This window comes from Paenibacillus sp. MMO-58 (assembly GCF_037146255.1).
In the GTDB taxonomy this organism is placed as follows: domain Bacteria; phylum Bacillota; class Bacilli; order Paenibacillales; family Paenibacillaceae; genus Pristimantibacillus.
In genome coordinates this window covers 1,130,650-1,149,593 of sequence record NZ_JBBCVY010000002.1, presented here as the reverse complement: position 1 = coordinate 1,149,593, position 18,944 = coordinate 1,130,650, and the positions used below count along the sequence as shown (strand labels likewise).

At 46.8% G+C, this 18,944-nt stretch carries 9 protein-coding genes; 8 read left to right on the top strand and 1 reads right to left on the bottom strand.

Annotation, left to right across the window (positions count from 1 at the left end; all coding sequences use genetic code 11):
• The first annotated feature begins 68 nt into the window (after positions 1-68).
• The 8 genes from WFJ73_RS10760 to WFJ73_RS10725 all read left to right on the top strand — a co-directional run bounded on the left by WFJ73_RS10760 (position 69) and on the right by WFJ73_RS10725 (position 16,558).
• A complete protein-coding gene (locus WFJ73_RS10760) occupies positions 69-2,111 on the top strand; it encodes a hypothetical protein (protein WP_336773028.1) in 2,043 nt (680 codons plus the stop codon).
• Positions 2,112-2,476: 365 nt separating this feature from the next.
• Positions 2,477-3,955, top strand: coding sequence for an Lsa family ABC-F type ribosomal protection protein (locus WFJ73_RS10755; protein ID WP_336773027.1), 1,479 nt, complete (start codon positions 2,477-2,479; stop codon positions 3,953-3,955).
• 291 nt (positions 3,956-4,246) lie between these two features.
• The gene (cysD, locus tag WFJ73_RS10750; protein WP_336773026.1) at positions 4,247-5,170 is read left to right on the top strand and encodes a sulfate adenylyltransferase subunit CysD; all 924 of its coding nucleotides are present in this window, start codon (positions 4,247-4,249) and stop codon (positions 5,168-5,170) included.
• A 1-nt stretch (position 5,171) separates the two neighbouring features.
• Complete coding sequence (locus tag WFJ73_RS10745) at positions 5,172-6,836, top strand: GTP-binding protein (protein WP_336773025.1); 1,665 nt, start codon at positions 5,172-5,174, stop codon at positions 6,834-6,836.
• A gap of 171 nt (positions 6,837-7,007) precedes the next feature.
• Positions 7,008-8,078, top strand: a complete 1,071-nt coding sequence (locus tag WFJ73_RS10740) for an alpha/beta hydrolase (protein WP_336773024.1) — start codon at positions 7,008-7,010, stop codon at positions 8,076-8,078.
• Positions 8,079-8,243: 165 nt separating this feature from the next.
• A complete protein-coding gene (locus WFJ73_RS10735; protein WP_336773023.1) occupies positions 8,244-8,717 on the top strand; it encodes a hypothetical protein in 474 nt (157 codons plus the stop codon).
• 468 nt (positions 8,718-9,185) lie between these two features.
• Positions 9,186-14,711: a family 43 glycosylhydrolase gene (locus WFJ73_RS10730; RefSeq protein ID WP_336773022.1), complete on the top strand. Its 5,526-nt coding sequence runs from the start codon at positions 9,186-9,188 to the stop codon at positions 14,709-14,711.
• 218 nt (positions 14,712-14,929) lie between these two features.
• Complete coding sequence (locus WFJ73_RS10725; RefSeq protein WP_336773021.1) at positions 14,930-16,558, top strand: RNA polymerase sigma factor; 1,629 nt, start codon at positions 14,930-14,932, stop codon at positions 16,556-16,558.
• Between the two features lie 84 nt (positions 16,559-16,642).
• Here WFJ73_RS10725 and WFJ73_RS10720 read toward each other — a convergent pair whose 3' ends face one another.
• Entirely contained in the window at positions 16,643-18,922 is a 2,280-nt protein-coding gene (locus tag WFJ73_RS10720) for a glycoside hydrolase family 127 protein (protein ID WP_336773020.1), read from the bottom strand.
• Positions 18,923-18,944 lie beyond the last annotated feature (22 nt).

Here is an 18,944-nt window from a genome sequence, read left to right as displayed (position 1 = left end):
TTAGTTAATATACATCTATTAAATTTCGCTTTACTCTTATTAGAAAAATGGTCACAAGGAGAGATTCCATGGCAAATTATTCGGAACATTACCTTAAGAGCTCGAGCCCCTGGCAGACTGGTGAATCCCCTGCTACAGGCTGTTACTACAACGACCACGCGTATCTTTTCTATATGCAGCGCATAGCGCAGCACTCTGGTCACGAGACACGGATCGCCTGCACGAAGACGCGTTCTACCGGATCCGGCATCGAGGTCATTTGGTCGAACAAGCCCGTCATCCCCAATCAGCCAGTGTCGTTTAATGGTAACGCGGATGTGATGACTTTCGCAGCATGCGCGCATGCCGGCGTCATGTATGTTTTCTTCTCGAATCGCAGCGGCAGGGTTGCGCGAACCTCGACGATGGACGGAGAAAATTGGACCCAACCCGTATTTTTCGACGGCTTTACGGTATATGGGGAACGCCAGATCTCTACGGCATCCATCGGGCAGCGACTGTTTGTTTTCGGCAGTCGTCATCACGATGGAGAGGACAAGGCTGTGGTTGCCTGGTCAGATGACGGTCAGACATGGGGGAGCGAGATTCGCGAGGAATGGAAGAACGTTGGCAATATCAGCATTTGTGCTTTCGTCGACCAGTCCGGCTCGCCACGCCTGAAATACGCAATGGCAACGAAGTACTGGAATGTTTGGTCCGGCATCTATAGCTTTGAAACCGATGGTTCGGGTTCGGGACTGCACATATCGGATATTACTGAGCACACGGAGTTTCGCGGTTCAGCGGAATTCGTTGCCGTCGCCGCGGGATCGACAAAAGGCGGAAATCACGGCCAGATTGTTCAGATGCTTGTCAACGGATGGCATCGAAAAACGTGGGCTGGCTGGAAGCCGCAGCAGAAGAAGGAATATAGCGTCATGTCCAACACTTGGTACATAGCCGAGATGCTTAACGAGGGATACGCGCGTTACCCGCAATGGGCGCATTTCGGCTTGTTTACATATGTACGTGCCATTTCTGCAACGGAGTTACGTCAAGAAATTTGGTATGTTTTCAACTATCATAACGTACAATCATCACTCTATGTCGCACGTTGGGAGTCCGATGAGCTTGTACGAGACGATTCTTCGACGTTGCAGCAACCGGTAAGTCGCGATTTTCGTTCGCTTATAGGCGTGGTTGAAGGTCCGCCTCCCTATATCCTCAACGGACAGCCTTTCCGAGATAGCGTATCTCGATTCCAGTTCGGTTATACCACATCTCTGCAGACTTCTGTTACGGCTACGATTAAGATCGGCGTACAGTTGAAAATTGGCGGAAAATCCAGCGACAAAGGATTCCCGCTGCTCGGCTCGTTCCAACTCGGCACAGAACTGACGCGTAAAACGCAGACGACTTCCGAGATCTCGCAGACATTCGAGAAAATCATTGCACCGATTCAGGGCAAGAACGAATCGACATACATTTATCTCAAGCCTGTCGTTACGCGTTACGCATTCAAGTTAAAGGATTGGTCGGGGCAAGAAATCCCAGGTGTTATCGTCTACACCTTCACGGTTTCCGATGCGGGCATTGATTTCGATATAAAAAAGAATCTCGATTTATTCCCTGGCAAACCGGACACGAATTCCTATCAGACATGGATCGGCCGATTCAACGGCACGCCTGAGTATGCTGATAGCATTGCAGACGTGCCTGTCGAATGGACAGAGAGCGGCGAGACAAAATATACGCTTAAGTCCGTGACAACGGAGCTGCAGTCCCGTGACGACACGGTGAAGGCCGAAGTAAAGGCCGGAATCGATAATATATTCGAAATCGGAGGCAATGCCTCATTCTCGTACACGGTTGAGAAAAAGACGACGAAAACAGAATCAATCGCAGTCACGCTGGCATACCCGCGCGGCAAAGGCGGGCCCGAGGATATCGTGAAGGTCGGTCTGCGCGTGTTCGTCTGGTCACCACGCGAAGGATTTATCGATAAGTGTTATTGGATTCCAGAGAAAGCACGCGATCAGCGTCCGTGGATTGTCGCCTGGTCGATCGATTTCGTTGAAACGGAATCGCAGAGACAGGAAGGGACCCTAAGCGCACCAGTAGAGCTCGCTTAATTTGGGTGCTATACAGGAGATTGTTTCCCAGGCATATTGCAAATTTAAGACATACGACTGCAAGGTGCAAAGTTGAAAAGCGAAACCTGGTATGCTAGAATTGTGATTAATATTTAAGTGGAGAAGGGTAAATTCTTTTTTCGTGTATTTGAGCTGCAAGAAAGGTAACCTTTCTTGCAGCTCTTTATTTTTTATGCAAGAAATAAAGGAGGGTGAACATGAGTACAGACACGGTTGTTACGCATGATTTACTCCGTATAAGTCGGTAAGTATCCATTCAACTTATACGGAGTAAACGAGAATCGATGGATATGCGCCGACTTTTTATAAAGAAGCAACGTGTTTATAAAAAGGAGGAAATTACCATGTCAATGATTCATGTGCAGAACCTGACATTTTCGTATCCCAGCAGCTTTGACAATATTTTTGAAGACGTTAGTTTTCAAATCGATACGGATTGGAAGCTTGGTTTTATTGGCCGCAACGGTCGAGGCAAGACGACTTTTTTCAATCTGCTATTAGGGAAATATGAATACAGCGGTAATATTGTCTCTTCGGTAGAATTTAATTATTTTCCGTATCCGGTCACGGATAAGAGCAGACTCACCTATGAAATATTGGAAGAGATCTGTCCTCAAGCAGAGGATTGGGAGTTTCTTCGGGAAATATCTTATTTGGATGTTGATGCCGAAGTGATGTACAGGCCATTCGAAACGTTATCGAATGGGGAACAAACGAAGGTTTTGCTGGCGGCGCTTTTCTTAAACGAAGGGCAATTTTTATTAATTGACGAACCGACCAATCATTTGGATACTCAAGCTCGGAAGATGGTTGCCAAATATTTAAAAAGGAAAAAGGGATTCATTCTAATTTCACACGATAGAAACTTTTTGGATGGCTGTGTTGATCATATCTTGTCCATAAACAGAGCCAATATAGAGGTTCAAAGCGGTAATTATTCTTCTTGGAAGCTGAATTTTGATAGACAGCAGGAACATGAGGAAAAAACGAATGAGCGGTTACAGAAAGACATTGGAAGGCTGCAGCAATCTTCCAAACGTTCAGCTAATTGGTCCAATCAAGTGGAAGCCTCTAAAAATGGCACCACGAATTCGGGTTCTAAATTGGACAAGGGGTTTGTAGGACACAAAGCCGCAAAAATGATGAAACGTGCAAAAAATCTGGAATCAAGGCAAAATAAGGCCATTGAAGAGAAGTCAACGCTGCTTAAAAACGTGGAAAAAACGGAGTCTTTGCAATTAGAACCTTTAGAGTACAAAGCCAAAGAACTCATTCAGTTAACGGACGTGTCTGTTAGGTATGATGGTGAATTAGTGAATAAGCCATTAAGCTTTAAGGTTGAAGCGGGAGACCGGGTAGTGCTTAATGGAAAGAATGGCAGTGGAAAGAGCAGTATTCTCAAACTAATTCTAGGGGAGCCAATCAGGCATACGGGTACTGTGAACGTTAGTTCCGGCCTTGTCATTTCTTATGTACAACAGGATACCTCTCATTTAAAGGGAAAGCTGTCTGACTTTATCGAAGACAACCAGATTGATGAAGCGATATTTAAATCCGTTCTGCGAAAAATGGATTTTGATCGGATCCAGTTTGAAAAAGATATATCCCACTATTCCGGCGGCCAAAAGAAAAAGCTGCTTATTGCTAAAAGCTTATGTGAGAGAGCCCATTTATATATTTGGGATGAGCCGCTAAACTTTATAGATGTTTATTCACGCATGCAGATTGAAGAGCTTATTAAAAGCTTTAATCCAACCATGGTTTTTGTTGAGCATGACCAGACCTTCCAAGAGGAAGTTGCAACGAAAACGGTAGTCCTATAGTTATTTACTTTAACAATACGATTGACTCGATACAACAAGTTTGTATAAAAAGGACACCGTCGAGTGGAACACTCGAGGCGTCCTTTTTTTTGTTTGTCATCCATCGCTTTTTTCTAAAATGGAATTATACAATCTGAAGGGAGTTCGGCTGCGTCATCCCTTTTTATGGAATTGAGCAGTTCTAAAAAATAAAAGAAAATACTTTATTCCACTTTGCAACAAAGTGAAAATCTGATACGATATAAAATATAGCCTATAGATTTAGTAAGGATTAAAGGGAGGCACTTTTTCATGGACAAATTGACGATTGATTCCATAGATGCAACAACACATCTGGATCAACTCGAAGCTGAAGCGATTTATATTATCAGAGAAGTAGCGGCGGAATGTGAAAATCCCGTAATGTTGTACTCGATCGGTAAGGATAGCTCCGTGATGCTGCATTTGGCGCTGAAAGCATTTTATCCGGAGAAGCCGCCGTTTCCATTCCTTCATATCGATACAACGTGGAAGTTCAAAGAGATGATTGAATTCCGCGACCGCAAGGCGAAAGAATTCGGAATTAAAATGCTTGTTCACTCCAATCAGGAGGGGATTGAGCAAGGGATCAACCCATTCGATCATGGCTCCGCCTATACGGATATCATGAAAACTCAAGCCCTGAAGCAAGGCTTGGATAAGTACGGATTTACGGCTGCATTTGGCGGCGGAAGACGCGATGAGGAAAAATCCCGCGCGAAGGAGCGGATTTTCTCGTTCCGTAATAAGAATCATGCCTGGGATCCGAAAAATCAACGGCCGGAAATGTGGAAGCTTTTCAACACCAGAATCAATAAGGGCGAAAGCATCCGCGTGTTCCCGATTTCCAACTGGACGGAAAAGGATATCTGGCAATACATTCGCAGAGAGAACATTGATATTGTTCCCCTCTACTTTGCGAAAGAAAGACCTGTCGTCAACCGTGATGGTCAGATGATCATGGTGGATGACGAGCGGATGAAGCTCGAGCCAGGCGAGAAGATTGAAATGGCAAAAATGCGGTTCCGCACATTAGGCTGCTATCCGCTGACTGGCGGCGCCCCGTCAGAGGCGGACACGCTGGATGCTATCATCGAAGAAACGCTTGGTGCGGTATCCTCCGAACGGACAACAAGGGTAATCGACCAGGAAGAAGCGGGAAGCATGGAAAGACGCAAACGGGAGGGCTATTTCTAAGATGAAGAGTCTGCTTAAATTTATTACTTGTGGAAGCGTGGATGACGGCAAATCCACCTTGATTGGACATATGCTTTATGAAGCTAAGCTCTTGTTCGCCGACCAAGAGAGAGCTCTCGAGCTGGACAGCAGGCTGGGGAGCCGCGGTGGTAAAATTGACTATTCCTTGCTTCTTGACGGGCTGCTTGCGGAACGCGAGCAAGGGATTACGATTGATGTCGCTTACCGGTACTTTACGACGGATCACCGTTCGTTCATTGTAGCGGACACGCCGGGGCATGAAGAATATACGCGCAACATGGCTGTGGGCGCATCCTTTGCCGATCTTGCCGTTATTCTGGTGGACGCAACCAAAGGAATTATTACCCAAACGAAGCGCCATACCCGGATTTGCGCCCTTATGGGGATCAAGCATCTGGTTCTCGCAGTAAACAAAATGGATTTGGTGGATTTCGATACGGATAAATTTGATGCAATCAAAGATGAATTCTCCCGCATCACCACTGAATTCCGGTTTGAGAGCATTCAGGTGATCCCTGTTTCCGCAACCGAAGGGGATAACATTACGAAGAAATCGCCGAATACGCCTTGGTACAAGGGACTTCCTTTACTGCCGTATTTGGAGAGCGTGGATGTTCATACAAGCGACGAAGCGAAGCCGTTCATGATGCCCGTTCAACGGGTATGTCGACCGGACCACACCTTCCGCGGATTCCAAGGCCAGATTGAAGCCGGCAGCATCGCGGTTGGCGATGAACTGATAACGTTGCCTAGCCATGAGAAGGCGAAGGTTAAACGAATTTTAGTAACAGACAAAGACAGGAATTCGGCTCATGCCGGGCAACCCGTTACGATTCAATTAGACAGGGAAGTCGACGTTTCGCGAGGCTGCGTCTTTACGAAGGACAATCAGCTCCAAGAAGCTGACAGCTTTAGCGCCACGATTCTTTGGATGGATGATTCTGTCTTGACGCCGGGCAAAGATGCTCTGGTGAAGGTAGGTACGAAGATTCTTCCGGGTACTGTGACGGCAATTAACTATAAAATCGATATCAATACAGGCAATACGGTTACAGCTGATCACGTGGTTAAGAATGAATTGGCTAAATGCGAATTTTCACTAGCGGATGGTATTGTTTTTGACTCGTTTGAAAAAAATAAAAGCATCGGTGGCTTTATTCTCATCGATCGCGTAACGAATATGACATCCGCTTGCGGCGTCATTGACGAAGCTCTTCAAAGCTCTAACAACGTCGTACGGGTCGATACGGAAGTCACCAGAGATGTTCGTGCCCAGCAAAAAGGGCAGCAGCCATTAACGCTTTGGCTTACGGGTTCCGTTCTGGATAATACGGCTCTCGCGAAGGAAGTCGAAAAACGTTTGGTAGCTAGAGGTTACCATACGATGCTGATCGATAACCGCTCAGGAGAATCCGTGCGGCAAATCGCGGCTTATGCCACATTGCTAAACGATGCGGGACTTATTGCATTGGTACCGGCTGCCGGAGCTGAGAACGACAACGACCAAGCCATTGCGCAAAACATCATTGGTAAAGCCTTCTTGCCAATCGAGGTTGCTTCAAATATCTCTTCGATTGAGGAAGCAGCTAAAGATGTCGTGAAGCGTGTCGTGAAGGCTCTCATTCAAGATAGTTATTCCATATAAAAATAAAAGCGCCGAAAAGTCCAGAGGACTTTATCGACACTCTGAGCACTGTGTTAACGCAGTGCTCTTTTATTTTCTATGATAGTCATATAGTTTGTAAGGTTACACTGCTCTTTATCGTCATGATACTATTAATCTATTACCAAGCTACCGAAGGGGCGATCATAAACAATGAGAAATAGGAACATAACTGCCGTACCGGCTGAGTATTTGAAAGCAGTGAATCAAGAGCTTCAAGGTACGATTCAAGAGGTTTCCTATGAGGCAAGCAGCTATATTGATTTATCTCGGCAGCTTGTCACCAAGCAGAACATCGCGATCAGCGAAGCGGGAAGAGAAGCCGTTGCGGGGGATGCCATCTGGAAAAAATGCAATGTCTATCTTCCTGCGGGTTATGATTCGAACGATAAGGACCTCAGATACAAGGTATTGTATTTGCTTCACGGCGTCGGTGGTAATCAATTCGAGTGGTTAAGCAGCAACGGTCAGGTTGACGAGCGATATATCATTTGCAATTTATTCGACAATCTCATTGCAAAGGGAGACATCGAACCGCTGATTGTCGTATTCCCCAACGGAAGAAGCGCGCATGACTGGACGGACGCATCCTTTACTACCGAAGGAACCAATATGCTGGGGTTCTATTACTTCGATTACGAGCTGAGACACGATCTGATCCCGTTTATAGAATCCAATTACAAAACTTACGCGAACATAACGGACACATCTCCTGAGGGAATCCTATTTAATCGCACGCATCGAGCGATCGCCGGACTTTCGATGGGAGGGATGCAGGCTCTGAATCTGATTGTCGGCGGTTACAGATACGACTCGACGCGATTCACGGGAACCGAGAGTGCCTGGAACAACGGGCTGGATAAAACGGTGCCTGCGCCAGGCATGATAGATTTGTTCGCTTATGTCGGAGCGTTCTCGAATGCTCCCACATCGAGTGAAGGCAGCATTCTTGGAGCAAGCCTGGCCTCTTCCGATCATAAGCTCCAGCTGCTGTATATGACCTGCGGAGATGCCGATGGCGTTGCCATTACGAGCTACGCGAAATCGATAGAGGGGCTTATAGACCAAGCGGGCAATCACCTTGGTCCTTTTTATCAAGTTCTGATTAAGGATGGTTTTCACGATTTTAACGTTTGGAATAACGGTGCCTACAATTTTAGCCGCCTGATATTTGGGAATAGCGACGAGTATGCGGAATCGGAAGTTATCCAGAAGACGCTTTAGAAGCGAAGGTTTCGGGAGAAAGCTGGTCATTTGCCGGCTTTCTTTTTTAAGTTGATTTCCACATTTCAAGTTGACACTCATTAAACCTCTGTTATCCTGTTTTACCCCCACATTTGTTCTTTCCGCATTCATTGTCCTAATGAAGAGAGAGGAAGTAATGACGAAATGAAAGGATTCTCGAATTATATAGGCGGGATTTCCATTAAGAATAAAATATTCATCTCGAATATTCTAATCATTGTCGTATTTATTTCCACCCAGTCCATCTTTGCCAACACGATTTCACAGAAGGCGATTATCGATAAAGCAACAAATAACTCATCCCGGGAGCTTGTGCTCATCAAAAACAATCTTCAAACCTTGCTTTCCTCCATTGAAGATTATTCCAAGATTCTAGCGAGCGATTATCGATTGCAGAACGTCCTCTATTACGATTACTTATTAAATAACGAGCCCAATGCGATCAAGCCGGTTGAAGGCTTAAACAACCTCTCGATTTCCAACAGCTTGCTGAAGAAGCTGGAGGCTGGCCAGCTTGTGGCGTTTATGAATGAAGTGAAAGCGCAGCGCGGGAAGCATATCGCCGAAGAAGCGGCAGACTATTTACTTTGGGATGCACTCCTTATAACGGGTCGGTAGTTGAAAGGGCTATCTTCTGAATCCAACCGGATCGGGAGATAGCCCTTCATGCTGCTTTGTGATTAATTTACATCTGCGGCATGCAGGTTTTTTTACTGCGATTTTGAGGCGAGGATCTGACCTACAATTACTAAGGTATATTGTTCAATCATTGAACAGGTTGTTTCTCTCATAGATCTGGATGTAGAATTTCGATAAAACAAAAGTCAAGGCAAACAGCTTAGGGGGTGGCAAATGCGCTAATTAGTTGCATTATTGCTTTAAATAAATAGTAAAGAAATGATAGTGAAGTAAAAATATGAACGTTGCTTTATTATTCATCATTAATTCGAGTTTAAAGTAGTATAAAACGCGAAAAAATCCACACTTTGTTAACAAAAAAATACATATATAAATGGTGTTGGTTATTTTAAGATAAGCACGGGTTCAAATTATAAGCTGGTAAAAAACCATTTGAGGAGGAAAACAATGATTAGAAAGTCATTCGTTATTTTGTTAGCGTTTACAATGTTGGTATTCCTTGTACCACGTCCGCTTGTTTTCGCTGCGCAGCAAGAAGATGCGACCTTTGAGAATCCGTTAATATGGGCGGATGTTCCGGATCCCGATGTCATTCGGGTAGGTAATGCTTATTACATGACAAGCACAACGATGCATATGAATCCCGGTGTTCCTATCATGAAATCTTATGATTTGGTCCATTGGGAAATCGTCAATTATGTTTATGATATCCTTGCAGATGAAGACAAGCAAACCCTCCGAAATGGAAAAAACGAATACAGTAAAGGCTCTTGGGCGAGCAGCATTCGTTATCATGAGGGCAAATATTACATTGCGTTTGCTTCATACAGCACCGGAAAAACTTACATCTATCAAACATCGGATATCGAGAAAGGTCCTTGGACACATGCGGAGCTGGACGGTGTCTACCATGATATGTCTCTTCTCTTTGACGATGATGGACGTGTGTACATGGTTTACGGCGGCGGAGATATTCGGATCATCGAGCTTAACTCGGATGCGACCGCTGTTAAACCGGACGGGCTTAATAAGGTTCTTATTCCGAATGCAAGCCTCGTTGCAAGCACGGCGGAAAACGTTGGACTTCCTGCGGAAGGCACGCATATCCAGAAAATAAACGGCTATTATTACGTATTTAATATTACGTGGCCCAAAAACGCGCCAAGAACGGAAATCGTACACCGTTCCGCTGCAATTGACGGCACATACGAAGGCAGAGTTGTTTTACAGACAGGTGTCGCGCAAGGAGGCATTGTTGATACGGCAGATGGCAAATGGTACGGCATGCTGTTTCAGGATCATGGCTCGGTCGGACGGGTTCCCTTTCTTGTTCCGGTGACGTGGGAAGAGAATTGGCCGGTATTTGGAGAAAATGGAACCATTCCCGAGAACATAAAAATTCCTGTAAGCGGTGTCAATTCTAAGAGCTTATTCGTTGATTCGGATGAATTTTATCCACGGGCTGAGAAATCCGGAGCCTCCCATTATCCATCAACCGATTCAGGCTTAAGCACAACGAACACGGTACAAAGTACAGCATTGGCAGCAGCGTCGGAGACTAACGCGCTGATGCCTGAAGAGGGTAAAGAGCTTCTGGTTAACGGCGATTTCGAGGCCGGACTAGAACCATGGTCTGCCCATGATGATGCCGTTGTGACCGTTACAAGCGATGTCTATAATAGCGGATCACAGAGCTTGCTCATAAGCAATCGCCAAGCGACGGGTGCAGGTGTTCAACAGATGCTAACCGGAAAGCTCAAAGCCGGAGACACATATAAATTCTCGGCAAAAGTGAGATATGACGGAGATGAGACGCTTCCAGCTGCGAAACGGTTTAATTTTGATATCCAGGATGGAGACTGGCAGACGATTAAAATTCTTGGCTCTGCAATGATTGCGAAAGGAGAATGGGGAACCATTGAAGGGACGTATACGATTCCGGCTGATACGACATTTAAAGAACCCCGAATTTTCCTTGAGACGGTATGGACACCGGAGCAGGACCCTATCCAGGATCGAATGGATTTCCGTGTGGATGATATTTCCTTCATGGACATGACGCCGGATTCGAACCTTCTGAAGAATGGCGGCTTTGAATCCGGTCTTGCTCCATGGACCAAACACGATAATGCTGCGGTGGCGGTAACAACAGATGAAGCAAGCAGCGGCACCAGCAGTTTATTCATCAGCAACAGAACGGCTACAGGTGCGGGTGCACAACAAGATATAACAGGGAAAGTGAAGCCGGGCGGCGTTTACAAGTTCTCGGCGAAAGTGAAATATAACGGAGACGAGAAGCTGCCTGCAGCCAAGACGTTTAACTTTGATTTCCAGGATGGCGATTGGAGAACGATTAAGGTTCTGGGTTCAGCCACGATTGAGAGAGGCAAATGGGGAACGATTGAAGGAACCTTCACCGTCCCGGAAGATGCAGCTTTGAATGCGCCGCTTATTTTTATCGAGACAGTCTGGACGCCGGAACAAGATCCGGATAAAGATCTGATGGATTTCTATATCGATGACGTATCACTTGAGGATGTGACACCGGCCATAGGATTGGATAAAGCAGCTGACGGAGAAAACGACTATAACGGCGATAACTTGTCCCTGGTCTGGCAATGGAACCACAATCCGGACAACAACTATTGGTCCCTTTCCAAGCGATCAGGTTATCTTAGACTGACAACGGGTCACAAGAGTACTTCTATGCTCGATGCCCGTAATACGCTTACGCAGCGCACCTTTGGTCCGGAGAGCTCGGGCAGCATTGCAATCGATGTCGGTCAAATGAAAAACGGGGATTACGCGGGACTTGGCGCCCTGCAGAAGGACTACGGTTTTGTAGGGGTCAAAATGAACGGGAATACGAAATCCATTGTTATGGTTAATGGAAGCTCGGGTACAGCGGAGGAAATCGCCAGTGTTCCGCTAAACCAGGATAGAGTCTACTTAAAGGCGGAGTTCGATTACAGGAATAATTCGGATAAAGCTTACTTCTATTATAGTCTGAACGGCACGGAGTGGCACGCGATCGGAAATACGCTGCAAATGAGCTATAAGCTTGATCATTTCATGGGCTACCGCTTCGCCTTGTTTAATTATGCGACCAAGTCAACAGGCGGTTACGTTGACTTCGATTATTTCCGAATCGAAGACAAACGGACTGGCGAGAACGGTTCAGCATCCATTCTGAACGCGAGCCTGGAGGATGTATCCGATGTTATTGGCGTTCATAATATGGAGCTGGAGGTTCCTGTACATCTGGCGGCATTACCGCAGGGTCAATATTCGTCCATTACGGCATCGTTTAACATTCCGGAGCACCTATCTGTAACCGAAGTGGTGTTTAACACTAACAATATAGCCGGGACACCAACGTTCACGTATTCGGGCAAGCAGCTGCAGATGAGCGTAACCGGTAATAATGTGGGCTTCGCGAATAAGTCCTCTGATCTGTTCGCCACGATCAAACTGAAAGTGGAAGGGTTTGTTCCATCGGATTTAACGGAACAGATTCGCACGGATTATATAAAAGTTGATGGTGGAAATGCAGCTTATAACGTTCACGGGGCTGTAGCGAACATTGGATTGAAACGATTTGATACCGCGGCGCTCGCAAAGATTCCCGGTTATTCGAATCCGCTTATGAGCCATAAGCTTGGAGCTGATCCGTTCGCGATGGTATATGACGGCAGAGTCTACATCTATATGTCGAGCGATGATTTCGAATACGACAGCAACGGCAAGGTAAAGGACAATTCGTTCAGCAATCTCAACCGCGTATTCGTCATTTCCTCCGCTGATATGGTCAACTGGACCGATCACGGCGCTATTCCTGTAGCGGGACCGAACGGCATTGCCAAATGGGCGGCCTTCTCATGGGCTCCCGCAGCAGCGCATAAGAAGATTAACGGAGTAGATAAATTTTTCCTTTATTTCGCTAATGGAGCAGGCGGTATAGGGGTGCTTACGGCAGACAGCCCTATCGGCCCTTGGACGGATCCGCTTGGCAAGCCGCTAGTCTCGGACAATACGCCTGGTGTTCCAGGTGTTGTATGGCTGTTTGACCCGGCTGTATTAGTCGATGACGATGGAGCGGGCTACTTGTACTTTGGAGGCGGGCTTCCAGGAGGCCCTAATCCTTCGGCAGAGCAAATCTCCCATCCCAAAACAGCCCGGGTAATTAAGCTGGGCGATGATATGATCAGCACGGTTGGCTCGGCAGAGACGATCGACGCACCTTATATGTTCGAGGATTCCGGAATTCATAAATATAACGGCAAATATTACTATTCCTATTGCTCGAATTTTTCCGGAACACATCCGGAAGGAACTCCTCCCGCAGGGGAAATTGCATACATGGTAAGCGATAACCCGATGGGGCCGTTTACGTACGTCGGACCAATCCTGAAAAATCCGGGTGTTTTTTTCGGGGTGGGCGGCAATAACCATCATTCCATCTTCCAATTTAATGACGAGTGGTACATCACCTACCATGCTCAAACCGTAAGCAAAGCGATGATTGGAGATGGGAAAGGATATCGTTCTACGCATATCAACAAAGTGGAATTCTATGAGAATGGCCATATCAAAGATATTCAGGCGGATATGAAAGGCGTATCCCAGCTTGCCAATCTGAATCCTTACGTGAGAACGGAAGCGGAGACCATTGCCTGGAATGCAGGTGTTGCGACGGAGAGGTCAGAGGCGCCGGGAAGCCCAGTTGAAGCGTTTAATCTGGATGTTACGAATGTAAACCAAGGAGATTGGCTTGCGGTAGCAAACGCAGACTTCGGCATGGATGGTGCGGCCGCTTTTGAAGCGAATGTGGCTTCGACCACTGGGGGCAAAATCGAAATCCGCGTGGACAGCCCGATCGGCGACGTCATTGGTACACTCGATATTCAGCCTACGGGTGGCGCGCAGCAATGGAAGATGATGAAGACCGAAGTGGCGAATGTGAAGGGCGTTCATCCTATCTTCTTCATGTTCAGCGGAGAAGGGGGTAGCAATCTATTTAATATCGACTATTGGAAGTTTACTTCAAAGAATTCAACATCCCCGGTTATCCCGGTGCAGTCGGTTAGCCTTGCAGGTGCTCCGGCTTCGATCAAGCTGAAGGATCAAGCAACCTTACATGCAACACTCTCTCCGGCAAATGCAACAAACCCTGTCTATCAATGGGAAGCAAGCGGTTCGATCAGTATCGTAGGAGCTGACAATCAGGAGGCGGTTACGATTAAGGGAATATCTGCAGGCTCTGGAACGCTGAAATTGACGATTTCTGCTGGGGGAGCACAGAAAAATGCCGAGGCAAGCATAACCGTAACGAAGGACAGTGGCGACGGCAATACAGGAGCACCGGGTACGACAACACCAGAACCGGCAAATCCTGCGGAACCATCAACCGGTCCTGCATTTTCCGATCTGCTCGGCTATTCTTGGGCAGAAGCGGCTATTCATACCTTGACGAAACAAGGCATCATCAAAGGCATATCCAGTACGACTTTTGAGCCAAGCCGCAGTGTAACCAGAGCGGAATTCGCAACGCTGCTGGTCAGGGCGCTGGGACTGAAGGCCGAAGTAACAGGCAATTTCGTGGATGTACCGGCCAATGCGTATTACTACGAAGCATTAGGCATAGTCAAGCAGCTCGGCATCGCGCTGGGGTCCGGAGAGAATGAATTCCACCCGAATGCTGCGATTTCCAGGCAAGACATGATGGTGCTAGCAGCCCGTGCACTCGAAATGACGAACCATGAGCTACTAGCAGGTAATTCGGCTGACCTGAGCGGTTTCACCGACAAGGATCGCATTGCTGGCTATGCAACTGAAGCGTTGGCAGCGTTAGTGAAGGAAGGAATTGTAACAGGAACCGGGAATGGCAAGATCAATCCGCAAGGTACGGCAACAAGAGCAGAAGCGGCTGTTATCATTTATCGCCTATTAAATTCGTATGGCCAAACACAATAACTATTGGAATAGAGAAAGCCCGTATCCTTGATGCGGGCTTTCTTGTTCCGCCGAGAACAGGAACCAAGGATATGCAATTGTTTAACCGGTTGTCAAAAGGGAGCAGCAGCGTTAAAATTCCATCAGTGACCGGGGTGCGAAAAAAAATTTTCCATCGATCCCAACCAATCACCGAACTTGCCTACTTTTATAATATACGACATTTCTAAGGGGGAGCCATGAACGACTACGGCCCATTCAGCGAACAACAGCTGAGCTATTATTCCCACAAAATCTTCGGCTTCGCGCTTTCAAAAACAACTCACGAGCATAATGCTCAAGATCTATCCCAAGAAATTCTCCTTTCTCTGTATCGTTCTCTTCTGAATGGCAAAAAAATCGACAATATGGAGGCATGGGTAAATACCATTTGCCGTTATACTTGGAGCAATTATCTCGCCAAAGAAAAGCGGCATTGGCACTATTCGGAGCTCGAGCCTTTGTCTCATCTATGTCATCAGGATAGAGAGCTGCTGAAGGACATTGAGCTCGATAAGATGCGCGAAGAAATAGCATACTTATCTCGTCTTCATCGAGAGATAACGGTACGTTATTATTACGAACAGCAAAGCGTGGAGCAGATAGCTATTCATTTGAAGCTGGCTGAAGGAACGATAAAATGGCATCTCTTCGAAGTGCGTAAAAAGCTAAAGGAGGCGTTGAAAGTGGAAAAAACGGTTGATCAATTAAGTTTCAATCCCATCCATTTAAGAGTAGGGCATAGCGGTACGCCGGGACCAAACCATGAACCAAATAGCTATTTTCAGTCACTGCTTACGGCTAATGTATGTATTGCTATCTACGAGAAGGCGTTGAGCATTGAGGAAATTGCCCGAAAGCTTGGCACGGCAAGCGCTTTTGTAGAGGATGAGTTTCAAAAATTGATGAAGTCTGATCTAGTAATAGAAAGTAGTAAAGGCAAGTATCGTACGAACTTTATGATCGAGACGATAAGCAAAATAGCTGCGGAGAGTTGCTATTTCAAGAGCAAGGCTGAAGAGTTGGCAGAAGAAATATACTCTTGTGTATCCTTGTCACTTGATGAGATTCGCGCAACAGGGTTCCATGGTGCTCAGCTCAGCGAACATGCACTTTTGTGGACGTTATTGCCATATGCAATTTGGGAGCAGTATCTTAGAGCGATAGAACCTGCGTATTATGAGCAAAACTCTCCGGATGAACGGAAAGATGGCGGTAAATATATCGTTGACGCAAGTATTGTTTATAGCGATGAGGAATACCGCAGAGATTTGCCTGATTATGAAATTATACGGAAATATGCGACCAATGGGATTAAGACAAGAGGCAATAATCTGATCGGCGGTGTCCAGATGGAAAGCTGGTGGTCGGGAATGACATGGCGTAATTTCGACACTTCGGATTTGATTGATTTGGCTCAAGCGGTGGAGTTGATTGAGAGCGATGCCTGTCACAATGATTTTGATAAATTGGTTATCAGCCGTTTAATAGAGAAGGGGTTTGTCTCCCTGAACCATGGGAAGCTCGAATGCATGGTGCCATTCTTCACCTTCAAGCAGCATGACAGGTTGAAGTCAATTCTTGAAATGAGATTCGAAGAATCCGGTATGACGCGGAAGTTAGAGCAGATTCACGATGACATGAAAGCATTGAACACAAAGATAGCCCCTTCGTTTATGCCGATGAAAGAAATCATATATAAATCAATAAATGATGGTATGACGATTGTTTTCGCGGTTTTGGAATACCTGACGAGAACAGGAAAGCTTGCTTTGCCGGATGAGGAAGAGAAAAAACGGTTAACGACTCTTATATGGAGGAAATCATAATGAATTTGTTAGGGTTATGAGGATCAAACGCGGAAAATGGAGAAAAAGACGCCTCTGGTCAAATACCAGAAGCGTCCTGTATCATTATTTTTCATCTGACGAATGCCGGATTGTCCTTAGAACCCCGTAAATGCCATTTATCTTTCCGTCCGGAATAAACTTAACGGTTACGTATGTTTTGCCTGCTGTTAAAGCAGCGGGAAGCTCAAACCGCTTTTCATAGAAGCTTCTCTTCCAAACGTCAGGAAAGCTCTCGGTTGCCAGCAGCTTTTCGTCGATATAAATATCAAAGCTTCTGTTCGTATGCATGCGGTTAAAGGTTACCGCCAAGGAGGCTCCCGGCTGGATCTTCATCCGGTAGCTGAACCATCCTCCGGCTTCCGCCATTCTTCCGTTTAATCCTTCCCACGTACCGCCATGCGTGCGCTCGCCCTCGATCTGATGCTCCAATTCATATTGATCATTACCCACTTGAACGGAATCTATCGTTGCTTCTTTTAATCTGCGTTCCCGGTCCACGGCCTCCGTATGCTGCCGCAGTTCCTCGGATTCATGATCCAGGAGACTCCAATATATGCCGTATCGTTCCCGGTGCTGCAGATAGTGGGGGGTAAAGATTAACCGTTCATCCATATCGGTGTTTCTCAGCGAGAAGGCCAGTTCATTCCCAAGACGTACGACATACTTGTCGAAGCGGCCGAGCCATTCCTTCACGCTCATTCCTTGAGGGACGATATAATCCTTCACCGCGATCCTTCTTGTCGCGATGTTAACGATAACCCCCGTTCTGGATTCCACCATATCTTCTTTGCCGAGGGCAGCGCTTAGAACGACAGGTCCGTATTGCAGGCCGATGACATGAGGCGCATCGGGAAGGGGAGAGAAGCTAACCTTCATTGGGATGCGGGCTACAATGGTATCTCCGTCCTTCCAGATCCGGTCAAGAACAACATACTGCTGCTGAACGGAAGCGATAACGGCTTCCCCATTAAGGACGATATCGACTTCTCCGGCAGCCCAATAAGGGACGCGAATATGAATGGCAAGCCGTTTGGGGCTGCTTGTGCTTACCGTAAAGCGGACCTGGTCACTGTACGGCAGCGAAGTTGTCTGCGTCACAACGGTTTGCTGCTCGGACCAATCCAATCTGCTGCTGTAAAATTGATTGACGTATAGGTTATGGTCCAAATGGAAGTAGATGCCGTCATTCAGCTTAGTAAAGCTCTCCATGCCCGTACCCGTACAGCACCAGAAATGTTCAAAGGGCGAGCTGTAAATTTTGAAGTAACCGGTGGCCATCGGCTGGAAATACATCGTCATGCCGGTCTCCGGATTTTGCGAGGAAAGGATGGCGTTGATATACGTTTTCTCGTAAAAATCGGCGTATTTGCTGTTTTGCGTGAGCTTGAACAGTTCTTTCGTCAGCTTCAGCATATTATAGCTGTTGCAGGTTTCGCAGGTTACGTCGGAGCGTTTGCTGTCCAGAATATCCGGTTCTCCGAAATGCTCGCATTCGCTGTTGCCGCCCGTGAGATAGCTGTGATGATAGACGACCGTATCCCAGAAGTTAACCGCCGCTTCCAGATAGCCGCGCTGGCTTTCGCCAAGCGTTAAATATCGGTTCAAGGCACCGATAAATTTCGGAATCATCGTATTGGCATGCTTGCCTTTGAGTACGTCTTTCCCTTCCCGAAGCGCCTCGAACAAGCTGATCTCGTCGAACTTGTGGGCGGCTTCCAGATGATGGCTGTTGCCGGTGAGCTTGTACAAATCATACAAGCAGTCGTTCATGCCGCCGTATTCTACCGCCAGAACGGTAGCCTGAAGCTCCTCCGACCACGAACAGGCACGGTCCGCGACCCAATCGCCCAGGCGGCTGACAACCTCATAAGCCTGCTGCAGCTTGGCTGCCTGATAGACGGCAATAAGTCCGGCAATGATTTTATGCATGGTGTACCAAGGAACCCACGCCGGCTTCCTGCTCTCTACATGGTCAAACAACGTCTCGGGAAAAGCGGATAAGTAACCGCTGCCCTGCTGGGCTTCCGCCAATTCCGCAACCATGTATTTCAGTCTTTCTAGCAGCCCGGAATCCCGCGTTTGAGCATAGGCTTGGGAGACGGCCGTTAAATAGTGCCCTAACGTATGCCCGCGGATTTCGGTATTCTCCCAGCCGGGATACTTATCTGCTTTTGGCTGCAGGCCGCTTGTCTCCCGGAATCCGGCAAGCAGCCGGTCCGCGTCATAGCTGCGCAAGTAATCCAGTTCTTTCTGAAAGGCGTTGGTTTGGTATTCACCGTACAGCTTCACGCGGTCCAGTCCGAAATGGTTCAAAGACGTATCGCCCGTTATGGCTTTCATCATTCATTCATCATCCTCTCGCGAT